The sequence below is a fragment of the Mycobacterium sp. PTI7 genome (assembly GCF_056679845.1).
This window is the reverse complement of sequence record NZ_CM155252.1, coordinates 3,812,120-3,826,853: the sequence shown is the minus strand read 5'-3', so window position 1 is coordinate 3,826,853 and position 14,734 is coordinate 3,812,120. Positions and strand designations below refer to the sequence as shown.

Genomic DNA, 14,734 nt, shown 5'->3' with positions numbered 1-14,734 from the left:
CGCGTTGCGACACTTCGGGCGTGGCTGGAGAGCTGATCGTCTCGATATCCGGGATCAGGGACCGCACCATGGCCGACGTGGAGGAGTTCCGCGCCGAACTCGCTCGGCGTGACGTCCCCGCATCGTTCCTGGTTGCGCCGCGGCACAAGGGCGGCTACCGCCTGGACGAGGACGCCGCGACCGTCGACTGGCTGATCCGACGCCGCACCGCGGGTGACGCCATCGTGCTGCACGGCTACGACGAGGCGGCCACCAAGAAGCGCCGCAGCGAATTCGCCACGCTGCAGGCGCACGAGGCGAACCTGCGCCTGATGGGTGCCGACCGCGTGCTCGAGCACCTCGGGCTGCGCACGCGACTGTTCGCGGCGCCGGGCTGGACGGTGTCCCAGGGTGCGGTGACCGCGCTGCCCCGCAACGGCTTTCGACTGCTCGCCGGCGTCAACGGCGTCACCGACCTGGTCCGCGACTCGACGCAACGGGCACGCGTGCTCGGCATCGGCGAGGGATTCCTGACCGAGCCGTGGTGGTGCCGCACGCTGGTGCTGGCCGCCGACCGGACCGCCCGCCGGTCGGGCACCGTGCGCATCGCGGTGGCCGCGAACCACCTGAGCAGGCCCGGCCCGCGGCAGGCGGTGCTCGACGCCGTCGACCTCGCCGTCATGCACGGCTGCGTCCCCAGCGTGTACCGCTGGCAGCCCAGGGCCGCGCTGACCGACGCCGCCTGAGTCAGGGCAGATCGATCGTCGTCGTCACCGACACCAGCTGCGGTGTCGGCGGTGCCGACGAGAAGCCGAACCGCACCGGCGGCGCCAGCTCGGCCACACCGCCGAGGTCGACGTCGCCGAACCGGCCACGCACCACGGCGATGCGACGGGTCCGGCGCACCCCGTAGTACTCGCGGCGGCCGTTGCCCGCGCTGCCGGCGGTGTGGACGCCCGAGATCATCCGGGATGCAATGGGATCGATCATGCGCAGCCACAGTGGTGCGCGCGACAGGGGTGCGGGTACCAGCCTCAGCAGCCAGTCGAACGGCGCCGGTGCGCCGAGCGTGCCGGTGACGCGCAGGCCCGGGCCGGTCACGTCGAACCCGTCGTCGGAGTGCTCGACGGTCACCGCGCCGAGTTCGATCCGGTCGAAGGTGTATGTGGCGGAGACGAAGTCGGCGACCTCCTGGCTCGGGGCGAGCAGGGTGCGGACGCCGTCCGCGGTCTCCACCATGACGTCGGCGAAGCGGCCGAACGGGGACTGGAGCCACGACCCGACGACGAACCGGACGCCCGACCGCGTGCCGAAGCCCGCGATGTGGCCGGTGAAGACGACGCGTTCGGCCATCAGAAGGCGGTGCCCCGCTCCTCGTCGAGCACCTGGAAGTCGGTGTCGGTCATCTCCGACAGCCGGCCGTAGTAGATGCCGCGCGCCTCCTTGGCCACCACGGCCTGGTGGATCGGCACGGCGCGCGTCGGCGCGACGGCGCGGAGGTAGTCGACGGCCTCGGAGAGCTTCATCCACGGCGCCGCCGCCGGGGTGGCCAGTACGTCCACCGGCTCGCCCGGAGTGAACAACGCGTCGCCCGGATGCATGAGCCGTGCCGGGTGATCCCCGTCACCCACCAGGTAGGAGATGTTGTCGATGACGGGGATCTCGGGGTGGATCACGGCGTGCGTGCCGCCGACGCCGCGCACCGCGAGATGGCCGACGTCGAACGCGTCGCCCGCGTGCACGGCGGTCCAGGAGTCGCCGAGCTGGGCGGCCGTCATCGGGTCGGCGTACAGCTTGGCCTGCGGGTTCGCGTCGATCAGCCCCGGTAGACGCTCGACGTCGGCGTGGTCGGGGTGCTGGTGGGTGATCAGGATCGCCGACAGTCCGGTGATGCCCTCGAAGCCGTGCGAGAAGTTGCCCGGGTCGAACAGGACGGTGGTGTCGCCGGAACCGTCGGGGAAGCTGGCGAGCAGGCAGGAGTGGCCGAAATGCGTCAATTGCATCCCTCCATTGTGCCGCCGGTAGAGTCGAGACCGACCAATCTTCCTCAGAAGGAGCCGCCCGTGGCCCGGGTTGTAGTCCACGTCATGCCTAAGGCCGTGATCCTCGACCCGCAAGGGCAGGCGATCGTCGGCGCCCTCGGCCGTCTCGGCCACTCGGGGATCTCGGATGTCCGGCAGGGCAAGCGGTTCGAACTCGAAGTCGACGACACAGTCAGCGACGCCGCGCTCAACGAGATCGCCGAGTCCCTGCTCGCCAACACCGTCATCGAGGAGTTCTCGGTGCACCGGGAGTCGGAATGAGCACGCGCGTCGGAGTGATCACGTTCCCCGGGTCGCTCGACGACGTCGACGCCGCCCGCGCGGTGCGGCTCGCCGGTGCCGAGCCCGTCGACCTGTGGCACGCGGACGCCGACCTCAAGGGTGTCGACGCCGTCATCGTCCCGGGAGGGTTCTCCTACGGCGACTACCTGCGCTGCGGCGCCATCGCAAAGTTCGCGCCCGTGATGGGCGAGGTGATCGACGCCGCCGAGAAGGGGATGCCGGTCCTGGGCATCTGCAACGGTTTTCAGGTGCTGTGCGAGGCGGGTCTGCTGCCGGGCGCGCTGACCCGCAACGCCGGACTGCACTTCGTGTGCAAGGACATCTGGCTCGAGGTCGCGTCGAGCGAGTCCGCATGGTCCACCCGCTACGACGCCGGCGCCGACATCCTGGTGCCGCTGAAGTCGGGCGAGGGCCGCTACCAGGCGAGCGACGAGGTGCTCGACGAACTCGAGGGCGAGGGTCGCGTGGTGTTCCGCTACCGCGACAACCCCAACGGCTCCCAGCGCAACATCGCAGGCATCAGCTCGGCCAACGGCCGCGTCGTCGGCCTGATGCCGCACCCCGAGCACGCCACCGAGGCGCTGACCGGGCCGTCCGACGACGGACTCGGCATCTTCCTGTCCGCGCTCGACGCGGTGCTGACGGCCTGAGCCCTACGCAGTGAGCGCGACCGCGGCCTCGGCGGTGTAGTCGAGGAACGTCAACGTCTCCTGCAGGTACAGCTGGACGGTGTCGGCGTCGTGCGACAGGTAGCCGATCGAGACGTCGGTGCCGAGTCGGAGATCGAAGTCGCCGCCGCGGGTCGACACCACGAACGCCCCGTCGATCGCGGGCGCCCAGATGATGTCGCCGTCGACGAGCCGGTTGAGGTGCTCGCGGATCGGATAGCCGTGCGCCGTCGTCTCGCTCACCTTCGTGTAGACGTCGGCCGACAGCAGCACGCTGTACGGCCCGTCGACGCCCGCGAGCCGCAGCGCCGAGAGCGCCTGCGCGATCGCGTCGGGGATCTCGCGCGGGTCGTCCGGCAGCGCCACCGGCGCATTCGAGCTGCCCTTGCGGATCCCGTCGATCGCGGCGGCCGGGTAGCCCTCGAAGATCGCGCGGTCCTCCGCGAACGCCAGCCGCTTGGCGGCGTCCTTGACCGCGTCCCAGTCGGAGTCCTGCGCGCCGCGCTCGACGTCGTCGACGTCGACCCTGCCGACCGTGAACGGCACCCGCAGACGGACCATGGGCCGCGCCTCCCGCAGGTGCGCGACGACGCCGTCCCCCGGCGGGGCGACGTCGAGCAGATGCCCGGTGCCCACCGCCGCGGCGACCGGGCCACCGGGCTCGCTGACGTCGACGACACGCCGACCGGCGATGTGCCGCTTGAAGGTTCGCGTGGCCTCTTCCTCGATCTCGGCCCACGCCTCGTCGGTGATCGGCGCCAGTTCGCGATACAGGTTGTTCATCAGGGTCGTCCTTTCAGGCTGCCGATCGACAGCGAGCCGGCATACGCGGGAGTGGGTTCGGTTGCCGACGCGGCGGCACCGGGGAGATCGGGTGGGTCGTTCAGGAAGTCGGCCGTCGGGGTGAAGAACAGGGTCCCGGTGACGGCGGTCGAGAAGTCGAGGATGCGGTCGGTGTTGCCGGGCGGGTCGCCGATGAACATGTTGCGCAGCATCCGCTCGGTCACCGAGGCCGCTCGCGAGTACCCGATGTAGTAGGTGCCGAACTCGCCCTTGCCCACCTCGCCGAACGGCATGTTGTGCCGCAGGATCTTCAGCTCGTTGCCGTCCTCGTCCGTGATCACGTTGAGTGCCAGGTGCGAGTTGGGCGGCTTGACGTCGTCGGCCAACTCGATGTCGTCGAGCTTGGTGCGGCCGATCACGCGTTCCTGCTCCTCGACCGACAGCGACTTCCACGCGCCCATGTCGTGCAGGTAGCGCTGGACGTGGACGTAGCAGCCGCCCGTGAAGTCGGGGTCCTCGTCGCCGATCTGGGTGGCGCTCACCGCGAGCGGGCCGTCCGGGTTCTCGGTGCCGTCGACGAAACCCATGAGGTCGCGGTTGTCGAAGAACTTGAACCCGTGCACCTCGTCGATGACGGTGATCGCGCCGGCCATGGCCTCGACGATGTGATTGGCCAGCTCGAAGCAGACGTCGAGCGATTCGGCGCGGACGTGGAACAGCAGATCGCCCGGTGTCGACGGGGCGTGGTGGCGGGGGCCGGTCAGCTCGACGAACGGGTGGAGTTCGGCGGGCCGCGGTCCGGTGAACAGCCGGTCCCACGCATCGGAGCCGATCGACGCGACGACCGAGAGGTGCTTGGTCGGATCGCGAAACCCGATGGCGCGCACCAGCCCCGAGATGTCGCCGAGCGCGTCGTGCACCGTGGCCTCGCCGCCGTCGTCGATCGTGGCGACGATGAAGATCGCCGCCGGGGTCAGCGGCGCGAGCACCGGCTGTGCAACAAGATCAACCACACGTGGACAGTAGCGCGATGATCGGCCCGGACGCCGGTCGAGATCGAAAGATGGCGGCTAGCACCCAGCGGTGTCGTTGGTTCGGATAACTAACGGACTAGCGCGGAAATTGTCCGGGGTGAGACCGTGTCCGAAGGACTGACGGCGGGGGCTGACATGGACTGTGTGGCGGGGCGGCGATGACCCTGCGTGGGCTGATCGTCGCCGGCGGGGTGCTCTCGGGGGTGGTCGGGCTGGTGCTCGCGTTCGTCGTCGTGCTGGTGGTCGTCGATGGTGAGTACCTGCCGGCCATTCAAGGTGTGGCCCTCACGGCAGTGAGCCTCGGACTGGCCGGCGCGTCGGCCAAGTACGGGTCGAACGCGGTTCGGCCACGCGCCGAGGTCGACGGCCTCGGAACGACGGTCCGGCCGGATCGCCTGCTGGACGTATCACTGGGGATCGCCGTCTTGGGAATGGGCGTGAACGTCGCGTTCGCGTGGGTGTGGGCCACGACCTCGTCGGCTGACTGGCAGCGCGCCGTGCCGACGTGGCTCGTCGCGGGCGTGCGGATCACGGGCGTCCTGGTTGGCGTGCTGATCTGCTTGTCGCTGATGGGGTTCGTTCGTCGTCGTGCCAGCACGCATCTGCGCCTCACGCCGGCCGGTGTCGACGTGGGAAGGGGCCTGCGGACGAGATCGGCCGGTTGGGACCAGATCCGTGATGTCGTGTACGACCCCCCTCGCGGACGATGGGCGATCCGCGGGTCGCTCGCGGTGGCCGTCTCCGGCGAGGAGGCACTCCGCATCAGGACCGAGATGTTCACGTCGCATGGGGCTGCACTGCGAGACCTGGTGGACTTCTACTGGCGGCATCCGGATGCCCGCGATGAACTCGTCGACGGTCGCGCCGCAGAGCGCCTGCGTGATGACCCGGCTCATCGCGCGCACGGCGGGGTGGGGAGCGGTGACGTCGCGTGGTGTGGCGATCGCCGGCGGGGTGCTGGGGGGCGTCGTCGGCCTGTTCATGGCGGCCGGGACCGTGATCCTGATCGCCGGCGGTGAGTATCGCCTGGCGATCCAGTTCGTCGCGCTGACGGCATTCAACGTCGGATTCGCGACCGGGGCACTCAGATACGGATCGGACCGCGTTCGGCCACGCGTGCAGGTCGACGCCTCCGGAACGACCATCCGGCCCGACCGCCTGCTCGACATCTCGTTCGGGATCGGGTTACTCGGAGTGGTCGTCAACTTTGCCTACGTCCTCATCACCTGGCCGTACGGCGAGTGGTCTGCGATACCGGCGTGGCTGAGTGTTGCCCTGAGGCTCGTCGGCGTCGTATTGGCCATCGCGATGACCCCCCTGGTGTGGGGCTACGTCCGGTGGGGTGCGAGTACGTACCTCCGCCTGACACCAGACGGGGTCGAGCTGCCCCAGGGATGGCGAGTTCGATCGTCTCGCTGGGACGCGATCTGGGACGTCACCGACAAGCCTCCGCGCGCGCGGCGGCGGTCGCCGTCGTCGGTTGCGCTGGTGATCTCCGAGAAGAAGGCGCTGCGCATGTCGACGTCGCTGTTCACCGCGAACGGCGCGGTCCTCCGAGAGTTCCTCGACTTCTACTGGCGGTACCCGGTGGCGCGCGGCGAACTGGTCGACGGCACGGCCGCGCAGCGCCTCCAAGAAAGTCTGCTGACCCGCTGACCACCGCCGCCGAGCGTGCGTGAACTCCGGTTTCCGCGCGGCGTGTCGCCCGCAGACACGCACGCTCGCCGGTGGAGGTGACCCGCGAACGGGGGAGGCGCGAAGATGGGGGGATGGCAGCCAGTCCCGAGAGCCTCTGCGAGTTCATCGACGCGTCGCCGTCGCCGTTCCACGTGTGCGCCACGGTGGCGGCCCAACTGGTCGACGAGGGGTTCGTCGAACTCTCGGAAGCAGCGGCCTGGCCGGCGGACGGCGGGCGCTACTTCACGGTGCGGGCCGGCTCGCTGATCGCCTGGAAGACGGCCGGCGCTGGTGTCCCGTTCCGCATCGTCGGCGGCCACACCGACAGCCCGAACCTGCGCGTCAAGCAGCACCCGGACCGATACGGCACCGGCTGGCGCATCGTCGCCCTGCAGCCCTACGGCGGGGCGTGGCTCAACTCCTGGCTGGACCGCGACCTCGGGCTCAGCGGCCGGCTGTCGGTGCGCAACGGCAACACCGTCGACGATCTCCTGGTCCGCATCGACGACCCGCTGCTGCGAGTCCCGCAGCTCGCCATCCACCTCTCCGAGGACCGCAAGGGCGTCGAACTCAACCCGCAGCGCCACGTCAACGCGGTGTGGGGCGTGGGTGACGGCCCCGGCGACTTCCTCGGTCACGTCGCCGAGCGCGCCGGCGTCGACCCCGGCGACGTCCTCGCCGCCGACCTCATGACACACGACCTGACGCCGTCCCGACTGGTCGGCGCCGACGGTGACCTGGTGAGCGCGCCGCGCCTGGACAACCAGGGCACCTGCTACGCCGGACTCGAGGCCTTCCTCGCCGCCGAACCCGACGCCCACGTCCCGGTGCTGGTGCTGTTCGACCACGAGGAGGTGGGATCGACGTCGGATCACGGCGCGCAGTCCGACCTGCTGCTGACGACGCTCGAGCGGATCACGCTCGCGGCGGGCGGCACCCGCGAGGACTTCCTGCGGCGGCTGCCCGGATCGATGGTCGCGTCGGGCGACATGGCGCATGCCACCCACCCGAACTACCCGGAACGCCACGAGCCCGGACACCTGATCGAGGTGAACGCCGGACCGGTGCTCAAGGTCCAGCCGAACCTGCGCTACGCCACCGACGGGCGCACCGCGGCGGCGTTCGCGCTGGCGTGCGAGCAGGCCGGCGTGCCCCTGCAGCGCTACGAACACCGCGCCGACCTGCCGTGCGGCTCGACCATCGGGCCGATGACCGCCGCACGGACCGGCATCCCGACCGTCGACGTCGGCGCGGCGCAGCTCGCGATGCACTCCGCCCGCGAACTGATGGGTGCCGCGGACGTGGCGTCGTATTCGGCTGCGCTACAAGCCTTCCTGGCGCCCGAGTAGCCCCGACAGGTCCGGACGGCCGCCGAGTCGCCGCACGGTCGACGCTGCCGCCGCCGACGCCAACTCACCGGCGCGGCGCGGATCGTCGCCGCGGCGCAACGCCGTCACCAGCCCGGCCATGAACGCGTCGCCGGCACCGGTGCGGTCGACGACGGGGACGTCGGCGTGCGGGAACAGCGCGCTGTCGCCGTCCCACACCAGCAGGTCGCCCACCTCCGGCACGGCGAGCGCGACGAGGTCCGGTCCCCGGCCGAGCAGCTGCTCGGCGACCTTGGTCGCGTCGTCCACCGTCCGCACCGCGGTGCCCCCGATGAGTTCCGCCTCGGTCGCGTCGGCCCGCAGGACGTCGACCGACGCGAGCAGGCCGTCGAGGTCGTCGGTGTCCGGGGCGCCGTCGACCATCACCCGGGCGCCCAGCCGGGACGCGTGGCGCGCCGCGGCGAGCACCGTGGCCGCCGGCTGCTGGGACTGGATGCTGACCACGTCGGCGGTGCGGAACAGCGCCGAGCAGCGGTCCAGGTCGTCGATCGTGACCAGCGACGTGTCGGGGACGTCCTCGACGAGCAGTCGCGTCGCTCCGCCGTCGACGACGTCGAGCAGCAGCGCCGTGGGACCGCGCCGGGCGACACAGGACACGTCGATGCCGTCCCGCGTGGCCTGCCGCAGCAGCGCCGCGCCCTGGATGTCCTCGCCGACGACCCCGATCAGCGCCGTCGGCACCCCCAGCTGGGCCAGCCCCACCGCCTGGTTGGCCCCCTTGCCGCCCATCATCTCGCGACGCTCGCCACTGGAGGCCGTTCCACCGGCCGCAGGGAGTTCGTCGACGCGCATCACCAGATCGCGACCGATCTGTCCGATGACCACCACGCCCATGCCGCCGGTGTGCCCGCAACCCGGCCCGTCAATCCCGCGCCGGTGTGTCGGCACGATCGGTTAGCGTGCCGGACATGGCACTTGACATCGAGATGGTCACGTTCGACTGCGAGAACCCCGACACGCTCGCCGCCTGGTGGGCCGACGCCGTCGGCGGCGAGGTGAACGCCGTCGCCCCGGGTGAATTCGTCATGATCGCCCGGCCGAACGGCCCGACGCTCGGGTTCCAACGGGTGCCCGATCCGACGCCCGGCAAGAACAAGGTGCACCTGGACTTCCACGCCGCCGACCGGGAAGCCGAGGTCGCCCGGCTCGTCGCCGCGGGCGCCACCGATCTGGGTCGCAACAGCTTCGGCGCGGAGTTCGAGTGGGTGACCCTCGCCGACCCCGAGGGCAACGCGTTCTGCGTGGCGGGCCAGTAGCGGCGGGTGTGGCGGTGACGGGCGTCACCGCCGGGTGCACCGCGAACGGCCGTCGTTCGTTCGCGGGCCTCCGAACACCTAAACTGTCTTCGTGACGTCTGGGTTTGCCGAATCCGCCCCCGCAGTTGACACCGTTTCGCTCGCCTCGGCGAGCCCCGATCAGCCTCAGCCGTTCCGCGAACTAGGGCTCAAGGACGACGAGTACGACCGGATCCGCGAGATCCTGGGTCGCCGTCCGACCGACGCCGAACTCGCGATGTACTCGGTCATGTGGAGCGAGCACTGCTCGTACAAGTCGTCCAAGGTGCACCTGCGCTACTTCGGCGAGACCACCACCGAGGCGATGCGTTCCTCGATGCTCGCGGGCATCGGCGAGAACGCCGGTGTGGTCGACATCGGCGACGGCTGGGCCGTCACCTTCAAGGTGGAGTCGCACAACCATCCGTCCTACGTCGAGCCCTACCAGGGCGCGGCCACCGGCGTCGGCGGCATCGTCCGCGACATCATGGCGATGGGCGCCCGCCCCGTCGCGGTGATGGACCAGCTCCGGTTCGGCGCGGCCGACGCCCCCGACACCCGCCGGGTCCTCGACGGCGTGGTGCGCGGAGTCGGTGGATATGGAAACTCGTTGGGCCTGCCCAACATCGGCGGCGAGACCATCTTCGACCCGTGCTACGCGGGCAACCCGCTCGTCAACGCGCTGTGCGTCGGCGCCCTGCGCAAGGAAGACCTGCACCTGGCATTCGCCTCCGGTGCGGGCAACAAGATCATCCTGTTCGGTGCGCGGACCGGCCTGGACGGTATCGGCGGCGTCTCGGTGCTCGCGAGCGAGACCTTCGGTGGCGACGAGGGCGAGGGCCCGGGTCGCAAGAAGCTGCCCAGCGTCCAGGTGGGCGATCCGTTCATGGAGAAGGTGCTCATCGAGTGCTGCCTCGAGCTGTACGCGGCGGGCGTCGTGATCGGCATCCAGGATCTCGGTGGAGCTGGATTGTCCTGCGCCACTTCGGAACTCGCCGCAGCCGGCGATGGCGGCATGTCCATCGAGCTGGACAAGGTGGCCCTGCGCGCCAAGAACATGACGCCGGCCGAGATCCTGTCGAGCGAGTCTCAGGAACGCATGTGCGCCGTCGTCGCACCGGAGAACGTCGAGAAGTTCATGGCGGTGTGCCGGAAGTGGGAGGTGCTCGCCACCGTCATCGGCGAGGTCACCGACGGCGACCGCCTCGAGATCACCTGGCACGGCGAAACCGTCGTCGACGTCCCGCCGCGCACCGTCGCCCACGAGGGTCCGGTGTACGAGCGCCCGGTGGAGCGGCCCGCCAGCCAGGACCACCTCAACGCCGACACCAGCGCACACCTGCCGCGGCCCCGCACCGGCGAGGAACTGCGCGCGACGCTATTGGAACTGCTCGGCAGCCCGCACCTGTGCAGCCGCGCCTTCATCACCGAGCAGTACGACCGCTACGTGCGCGGCAACACCGTCCTCGCCGAGCACGCCGACGGCGGCGTGCTCCGCATCGACGAGAAGACCGGCCGCGGCATCGCGATCGCCACCGACGCGTCCGGCCGGTACACGAAGCTGGACCCGTACACCGGTGCGCAACTCGCGCTCGCCGAGGCGTACCGCAACGTCGCGGTCACCGGCGCGACGCCGGTCGCCGTCACCAACTGCCTCAACTTCGGTTCGCCGGAGGATCCGGGTGTGATGTGGCAGTTCAGCCAGGCCGTCCGTGGCCTCGCCGATGGCTGTGTGACGCTGGGCATCCCGGTCACCGGCGGCAACGTCAGCTTCTACAACCAGACCGGCACCACGCCGATCCACCCGACCCCCGTGGTCGGCGTGCTCGGCGTCCTCGACGACGTGGCGCGCCGCATCCCGACCGGCCTCGGCGTCGAACCGGGCGAGACGCTGATGCTGCTCGGCGACACCCGCGACGAGTTCGACGGGTCCGTCTGGGCGCAGGTCACCGCCGACCACCTCGGTGGACTGCCGCCCGCCGTCGACCTCGAGCGCGAGAAGTTGCTCTCCGAGGTGCTGGTGTCGGCGTCGCGCGACGGACTGGTGTCCGCCGCGCACGACCTCAGCGAGGGCGGCCTGATCCAGACCGTCGTGGAGGCCGCGCTCGCGGGTGAGACCGGCTGCCGGCTGATCCTGCCCGAGGATGCCGACCCGTTCACCGCGCTGTTCTCCGAGTCGTCGGGCCGCGTGCTCGTCGCGGTGCCGCGCACCGAGGAGAGCCGGTTCCGGGCGATGTGCGAGGCGCGCGGGCTGCCCGCCGAGCGGATCGGCGTGGTCGACGACGGCAGCGACGCCGTCGAGGTGCAGGGCCAGTTCACCGTCAGCCTGGACGAGTTGCGGCGCACGTCGGAGGGCGTGCTCCCCGAGCTCTTCGGGTGAGGCCCCCGGCCCACACCCGACACCCGCTTCTGGTCTGGGCCTGGGGCCTGCTCCGACTGGACTTCGTGGGCGTGCCCTTCGGCGCCCTGTTCTTCTGTCTGTCGCTGACCCCGTCCCTGCTGCCCCGGGACTGGCTCTTCCAGGGCCTGATCGGCGGCGTCAACGCCTCGATCGGGTACGCGATCGGCGTCCTGGTGGGCAAGTTCCTCCACCGCGTCGTGCTCCGGCACCGTCGGTGGTGGCCGCCACCGAGGCGGATCCTCAACCGCGTCAAGGTCGCCGTCGTCGTGCTGTCCGTCGGCGCCGCACTCCTGACGCTCGTACCGGCGTCGGCCTGGCAGCGGCAGGTGTCGGCGCTGATGGGCATCGAGGGTCCCGAGACCCCGGCCTACCTGCGCACCCTGATCGCGTCGGTGGCCGTCGGTGCGGTCTGCGTGGGGGTGTCGCGCATCGTGCTCGACGCCGCGAAGGTGTTGGCCCGCATGCTGATCCGGCGCTGGCACCTGCACCACGAGGTCGCGCTGTTCGTCGGTGCGTCCGTCGTGGTGGTGCTCCTGGTCCTGCTGGTGAACGGCGTGCTCTTCCGGGGGTTCCTCGCCGGTGCGAGCGCCGTCTTCCAGCCGCAGAACTCGACGACCCGCGACGGCGTGGCGCAACCCGAGGCACCCGAGAGATCGGGCAGCCCGGCGTCGTTCGCGCCGTGGGACACCCTCGGGTACCAGGGCCGCAACTTCGTCGCCACCGGTCCGGACGCCGACGAGCTGGTGCGGATCAACGGCAGGCCCGCCAAGGAGCCCATCCGGGTCTACGCGGGTCTGCAGACGGCGGACACCGACGCCGCGCGGATGGACGTCGTGGTCCGCGAACTGGAACGCACCGGCGCGTTCGACCGCGCGCTGCTGGTGGTCGTGCCCACCACGGGCACCGGCTGGGTGAATCCCGTTGCGGCACGGGCGATCGAGACGATGTACAACGGCGACACCGCACTGGTGGCCGTGCAGTACTCGTACCTGCCGAGCTGGATCTCGTTCCTCGGCGACCAGGACAAGTCCGTCGAATCCGGCCGCATGCTGATCGACGCCGTGCACGACCGGTGGGCCGAGTTGCCGCCGGACGGCAGACCCGAGCTGGTCCTGTACGGCGAGAGCCTGGGCTCGATGGCGGGGCAGGGCGCGTTCGGCTGGCTTCCCGACATCGCGGCGATGGACTTCTCGGCGGTGCTGTGGGTGGGGCCGCCGCACGAGAGTTCCCTGTGGAGCGGGCTGGTCGTGCGCCGCGACCCGGGCACCCGGGAGGTCGAGCCGCGTTACGACAACGGGCGCACGGTGCGCTTCACGCAGGCCGCCGACTCCGACGACATCGCCCGCATCGCCGCCGGCCCGTGGGACGGCACACGGGTGCTGTTCCTGCAGCACGCGTCGGACCCGATCGTCTGGTGGTCGCCCAATCTGCTGTTCTCCCGGCCGGATTGGCTCGTCGAACCGCCCGGGGCCGACCGCACCTCCTCGATGCGGTGGTACCCGATCGTCACGTTCTGGCAGGTGAGCGCCGACATGACCAACGCGTCCGGGGTGCCCGGCGGGCACGGGCACAACTACGGCGACTCGGTGCTCGACGGCTGGGCCGCCGTGATCGCGCCCGACGGCTGGACCGCCGAGGACACCGAACGCGTGCGGGTGTCGATCGAGCAGTCCCACACGCCCGACAACCCGGAGTACTGATGCACAGGCTTCGTGCGCTCGCCCTGGCAGCCGCCCTGCTGGCGTGGAGCGGCCTCGTCGCGCCGAGGATCCCGCCGCGGGCTCTGGCGGCGGTGCAGGCAGTCCTCGCCGCGGTGCTGGTGCGCGCGACCCGCGCACCGCTCGGCCTGACCCCGCCCACGCTGTGGCGCGGGCTGCGCTGGGGCACGCCGGTCGTGGGTGTCGTGGCTTCGGCGGTGGCCGGCTCGACGCTGGTGCCGGCCGTGCGCCGCGGCATGGCCGAAAGCGACGTGCCCGACGACGTCACCGAGTGGCTGCTCTACCGGATCCCGGTGGGGACCGTGTGGAGCGAGGAGGCCGCCTTCCGCGGCGCGCTCGGCGCCCTGACCGACGCGGCCTTCGGCAGGCGGTGGGGCCGGGTGCTGCAGGCCGCGACGTTCGGCGGCAAGCACGTCGCCGACGCGCGGTCGGCGGGCGACTCGGTGGTCGGAACGGTCGCCGTCACCGCGGTGGCGGGCTGGGCGTTCGGCTGGCTGCACGGTAGATCGGGCAGCCTCGCCGCCCCGATGCTCGCGCACCTGGCGATCAACGAGGCGGGCGCCGTCGCGGCGCTGTGGGTCAAGCGCCGCTAGACGTCGCGGGCGTCGGCCACCATCAGGTGCGGCTCGGTCTCGAGATCGTCGATGCCGAAGCCGATGATGCGCGTCGGCGTGATCCGGATGATCGCGGTGTCGAGTGCGTCGCCGTTGGGTTCGCTGCGCGCGGACTCGAGCCGGACCTGAGCAGCCGTCCCGCGGATCTCCAGGCAGCGCACCCGCCACGGGTCCCGCGAGGCGATGTCGTCGACCACGAACGCGACGGCCGGATGCACGCCGACGTTGCGGTACTTGCGGCTCGACGACATCTGGTACCCGTGCACGTCGATGGTGCCCAGGTCCTCGTTGAAGGTGAACCCGACCGGACTGTTCTGCGGTGTCCCATCGGGTTTGACGGTGGCGAGCCGGCCCAGGTCGGCGCGCCTCATGTACTCGACTTCGTGCGTTCTGAAGGACATGCCGCGACGGTAGGACCTGAATGCCACTTGAGGTCAAGCGTCGCGACGGGACCAACCCCTGGGAGACTCGACGCATGGCCCCCCGAAACGTCGCGGACCCCGCGAAGACCCGCGAGGCCGTCGCCGCACTGACCGGCTGGCTGCACGACGACACCGCGCCCGCACCCGAGCGCAGCGCGCTCGCCGAGGCCGTGCGATTGACGGCGCGCACCCTCGCCGCCACCGCCCCCGGCGCGAGCGTCGAGGTCCGCATCCCACCGTTCGTCGCCGTGCAGTGCATCGCCGGGCCGAAGCACACCCGCGGCACGCCGCCCAACGTCGTGGAGACCGACCCGCGCACCTGGCTGCTGCTCGCGACGGGACTGCAGACCGTGCCCGCGGCGATCGCGGCCGGGACGGTCCTGGCGTCGGGATCGCGGGCCGCCGAGATCGCCGCGTGGCTACCGCTGGTGGCGATCGAGAAGCCCTGAGCC

17 protein-coding genes are annotated in these 14,734 nt (G+C 71.0%); 11 read left to right on the top strand and 6 right to left on the bottom strand.

The genetic code is table 11. The features are described from left to right. The first annotated feature begins 20 nt into the window (after positions 1-20). Entirely contained in the window at positions 21-725 is a 705-nt protein-coding gene (locus AC1MEY_RS18410) for a DUF2334 domain-containing protein (protein ID WP_480226869.1), read from the top strand. A gap of 1 nt (position 726) precedes the next feature. On the opposite strand, the gene AC1MEY_RS18405 is transcribed toward AC1MEY_RS18410, so the two are convergent. Together AC1MEY_RS18405 and AC1MEY_RS18400 are read right to left on the bottom strand one after the other, a co-directional pair. Continuing rightward, on the bottom strand, positions 727-1,332 hold the full coding sequence (locus AC1MEY_RS18405; RefSeq protein ID WP_480226868.1) for a hypothetical protein: 606 nt from the start codon (positions 1,330-1,332) through the stop codon (positions 727-729). Further along, positions 1,332-1,982, bottom strand: coding sequence for an MBL fold metallo-hydrolase (locus tag AC1MEY_RS18400; RefSeq protein ID WP_480226867.1), 651 nt, complete (start codon positions 1,980-1,982; stop codon positions 1,332-1,334). The genes AC1MEY_RS18405 and AC1MEY_RS18400 overlap by 1 nt, the downstream gene beginning before the upstream one ends. 60 nt (positions 1,983-2,042) lie before the next feature. Here AC1MEY_RS18400 and purS point away from each other — a divergent pair, with 60 nt between their 5' ends. Both purS and purQ read left to right on the top strand, forming a co-directional pair. After that, on the top strand, positions 2,043-2,282 hold the full coding sequence (purS, locus tag AC1MEY_RS18395) for a phosphoribosylformylglycinamidine synthase subunit PurS (protein WP_163795118.1): 240 nt from the start codon (positions 2,043-2,045) through the stop codon (positions 2,280-2,282). Further along, positions 2,279-2,953 (top strand): phosphoribosylformylglycinamidine synthase subunit PurQ, encoded by a 675-nt coding sequence (purQ, locus tag AC1MEY_RS18390; protein ID WP_480226866.1) that lies wholly within the window; start codon positions 2,279-2,281, stop codon positions 2,951-2,953. The genes purS and purQ overlap by 4 nt, the downstream gene beginning before the upstream one ends. 3 nt (positions 2,954-2,956) lie before the next feature. Here purQ and AC1MEY_RS18385 read toward each other — a convergent pair whose 3' ends face one another. Both AC1MEY_RS18385 and AC1MEY_RS18380 read right to left on the bottom strand, forming a co-directional pair. Next, on the bottom strand, positions 2,957-3,754 hold the full coding sequence (locus tag AC1MEY_RS18385) for a family 1 encapsulin nanocompartment shell protein (RefSeq protein WP_480226865.1): 798 nt from the start codon (positions 3,752-3,754) through the stop codon (positions 2,957-2,959). Further along, positions 3,754-4,767, bottom strand: a complete 1,014-nt coding sequence (locus AC1MEY_RS18380) for a Dyp-type peroxidase (protein WP_480226864.1) — start codon at positions 4,765-4,767, stop codon at positions 3,754-3,756. Before AC1MEY_RS18380 ends, AC1MEY_RS18385 begins: the two co-directional genes overlap by 1 nt. 179 nt (positions 4,768-4,946) lie before the next feature. Between AC1MEY_RS18380 and AC1MEY_RS18375 the strand changes: the two genes are divergently transcribed. The 3 genes from AC1MEY_RS18375 to AC1MEY_RS18365 all read left to right on the top strand — a co-directional run bounded on the left by AC1MEY_RS18375 (position 4,947) and on the right by AC1MEY_RS18365 (position 7,814). After that, a complete protein-coding gene (locus tag AC1MEY_RS18375; protein WP_480226863.1) occupies positions 4,947-5,807 on the top strand; it encodes a hypothetical protein in 861 nt (286 codons plus the stop codon). Next, positions 5,710-6,444 carry a hypothetical protein gene (locus AC1MEY_RS18370; protein WP_480226862.1) on the top strand — a complete coding sequence of 245 codons (735 nt, stop codon included), beginning with the start codon at positions 5,710-5,712 and terminating at the stop codon, positions 6,442-6,444. The genes AC1MEY_RS18375 and AC1MEY_RS18370 overlap by 98 nt, the downstream gene beginning before the upstream one ends. Before the next feature lie 113 nt (positions 6,445-6,557). After that, positions 6,558-7,814 (top strand): M18 family aminopeptidase, encoded by a 1,257-nt coding sequence (locus tag AC1MEY_RS18365; protein WP_480226861.1) that lies wholly within the window; start codon positions 6,558-6,560, stop codon positions 7,812-7,814. On the opposite strand, the gene AC1MEY_RS18360 is transcribed toward AC1MEY_RS18365, so the two are convergent. Beyond that, complete coding sequence (locus tag AC1MEY_RS18360) at positions 7,788-8,741, bottom strand: ribokinase (protein ID WP_480226860.1); 954 nt, start codon at positions 8,739-8,741, stop codon at positions 7,788-7,790. The two genes, AC1MEY_RS18365 and AC1MEY_RS18360, sit on opposite strands and share 27 nt — an antisense overlap. Positions 8,742-8,761: 20 nt before the next feature. Here AC1MEY_RS18360 and AC1MEY_RS18355 point away from each other — a divergent pair, with 20 nt between their 5' ends. From AC1MEY_RS18355 to AC1MEY_RS18340, 4 genes are all read left to right on the top strand, one after another. Then, positions 8,762-9,109, top strand: a complete 348-nt coding sequence (locus tag AC1MEY_RS18355) for a VOC family protein (RefSeq protein WP_480226859.1) — start codon at positions 8,762-8,764, stop codon at positions 9,107-9,109. A gap of 91 nt (positions 9,110-9,200) precedes the next feature. After that, the gene (purL, locus tag AC1MEY_RS18350; protein WP_480226858.1) at positions 9,201-11,507 is read left to right on the top strand and encodes a phosphoribosylformylglycinamidine synthase subunit PurL; all 2,307 of its coding nucleotides are present in this window, start codon (positions 9,201-9,203) and stop codon (positions 11,505-11,507) included. Beyond that, the gene (locus AC1MEY_RS18345) at positions 11,504-13,228 is read left to right on the top strand and encodes an alpha/beta hydrolase (protein WP_480226857.1); all 1,725 of its coding nucleotides are present in this window, start codon (positions 11,504-11,506) and stop codon (positions 13,226-13,228) included. Before purL ends, AC1MEY_RS18345 begins: the two co-directional genes overlap by 4 nt. Next, positions 13,228-13,839 (top strand): Rv0804 family intramembrane glutamic endopeptidase, encoded by a 612-nt coding sequence (locus tag AC1MEY_RS18340; protein ID WP_480226856.1) that lies wholly within the window; start codon positions 13,228-13,230, stop codon positions 13,837-13,839. The genes AC1MEY_RS18345 and AC1MEY_RS18340 overlap by 1 nt, the downstream gene beginning before the upstream one ends. On the opposite strand, the gene AC1MEY_RS18335 is transcribed toward AC1MEY_RS18340, so the two are convergent. Continuing rightward, positions 13,836-14,261: a PPOX class F420-dependent oxidoreductase gene (locus tag AC1MEY_RS18335; protein WP_480226855.1), complete on the bottom strand. Its 426-nt coding sequence runs from the start codon at positions 14,259-14,261 to the stop codon at positions 13,836-13,838. The two genes, AC1MEY_RS18340 and AC1MEY_RS18335, sit on opposite strands and share 4 nt — an antisense overlap. 74 nt (positions 14,262-14,335) lie before the next feature. Here AC1MEY_RS18335 and AC1MEY_RS18330 point away from each other — a divergent pair, with 74 nt between their 5' ends. Next, entirely contained in the window at positions 14,336-14,731 is a 396-nt protein-coding gene (locus AC1MEY_RS18330) for a sterol carrier family protein (RefSeq protein WP_480226854.1), read from the top strand. The last annotated feature ends 3 nt before the right edge of the window (positions 14,732-14,734 follow it).

Bases quoted from the DNA above. Each gene is read 5' to 3' on its own strand.
- AC1MEY_RS18375 (WP_480226863.1), top strand. From the start codon at position 4,947: ATGACCCTGCGTGGGCTGATCGTCGCCGGCGGGGTGCTCTCGGGGGTG.
- AC1MEY_RS18335 (WP_480226855.1), bottom strand. From the start codon at position 14,261: ATGTCCTTCAGAACGCACGAAGTCGAGTACATGAGGCGCGCCGACCTG.
- AC1MEY_RS18355 (WP_480226859.1), top strand. From the start codon at position 8,762: ATGGCACTTGACATCGAGATGGTCACGTTCGACTGCGAGAACCCCGAC.
- AC1MEY_RS18405 (WP_480226868.1), bottom strand. From the start codon at position 1,332: ATGGCCGAACGCGTCGTCTTCACCGGCCACATCGCGGGCTTCGGCACG.
- AC1MEY_RS18365 (WP_480226861.1), top strand. From the start codon at position 6,558: ATGGCAGCCAGTCCCGAGAGCCTCTGCGAGTTCATCGACGCGTCGCCG.
- AC1MEY_RS18400 (WP_480226867.1), bottom strand. From the start codon at position 1,982: ATGCAATTGACGCATTTCGGCCACTCCTGCCTGCTCGCCAGCTTCCCC.
- AC1MEY_RS18385 (WP_480226865.1), bottom strand. From the start codon at position 3,754: ATGAACAACCTGTATCGCGAACTGGCGCCGATCACCGACGAGGCGTGG.
- AC1MEY_RS18340 (WP_480226856.1), top strand. From the start codon at position 13,228: ATGCACAGGCTTCGTGCGCTCGCCCTGGCAGCCGCCCTGCTGGCGTGG.
- purQ (WP_480226866.1), top strand. From the start codon at position 2,279: ATGAGCACGCGCGTCGGAGTGATCACGTTCCCCGGGTCGCTCGACGAC.
- AC1MEY_RS18330 (WP_480226854.1), top strand. From the start codon at position 14,336: ATGGCCCCCCGAAACGTCGCGGACCCCGCGAAGACCCGCGAGGCCGTC.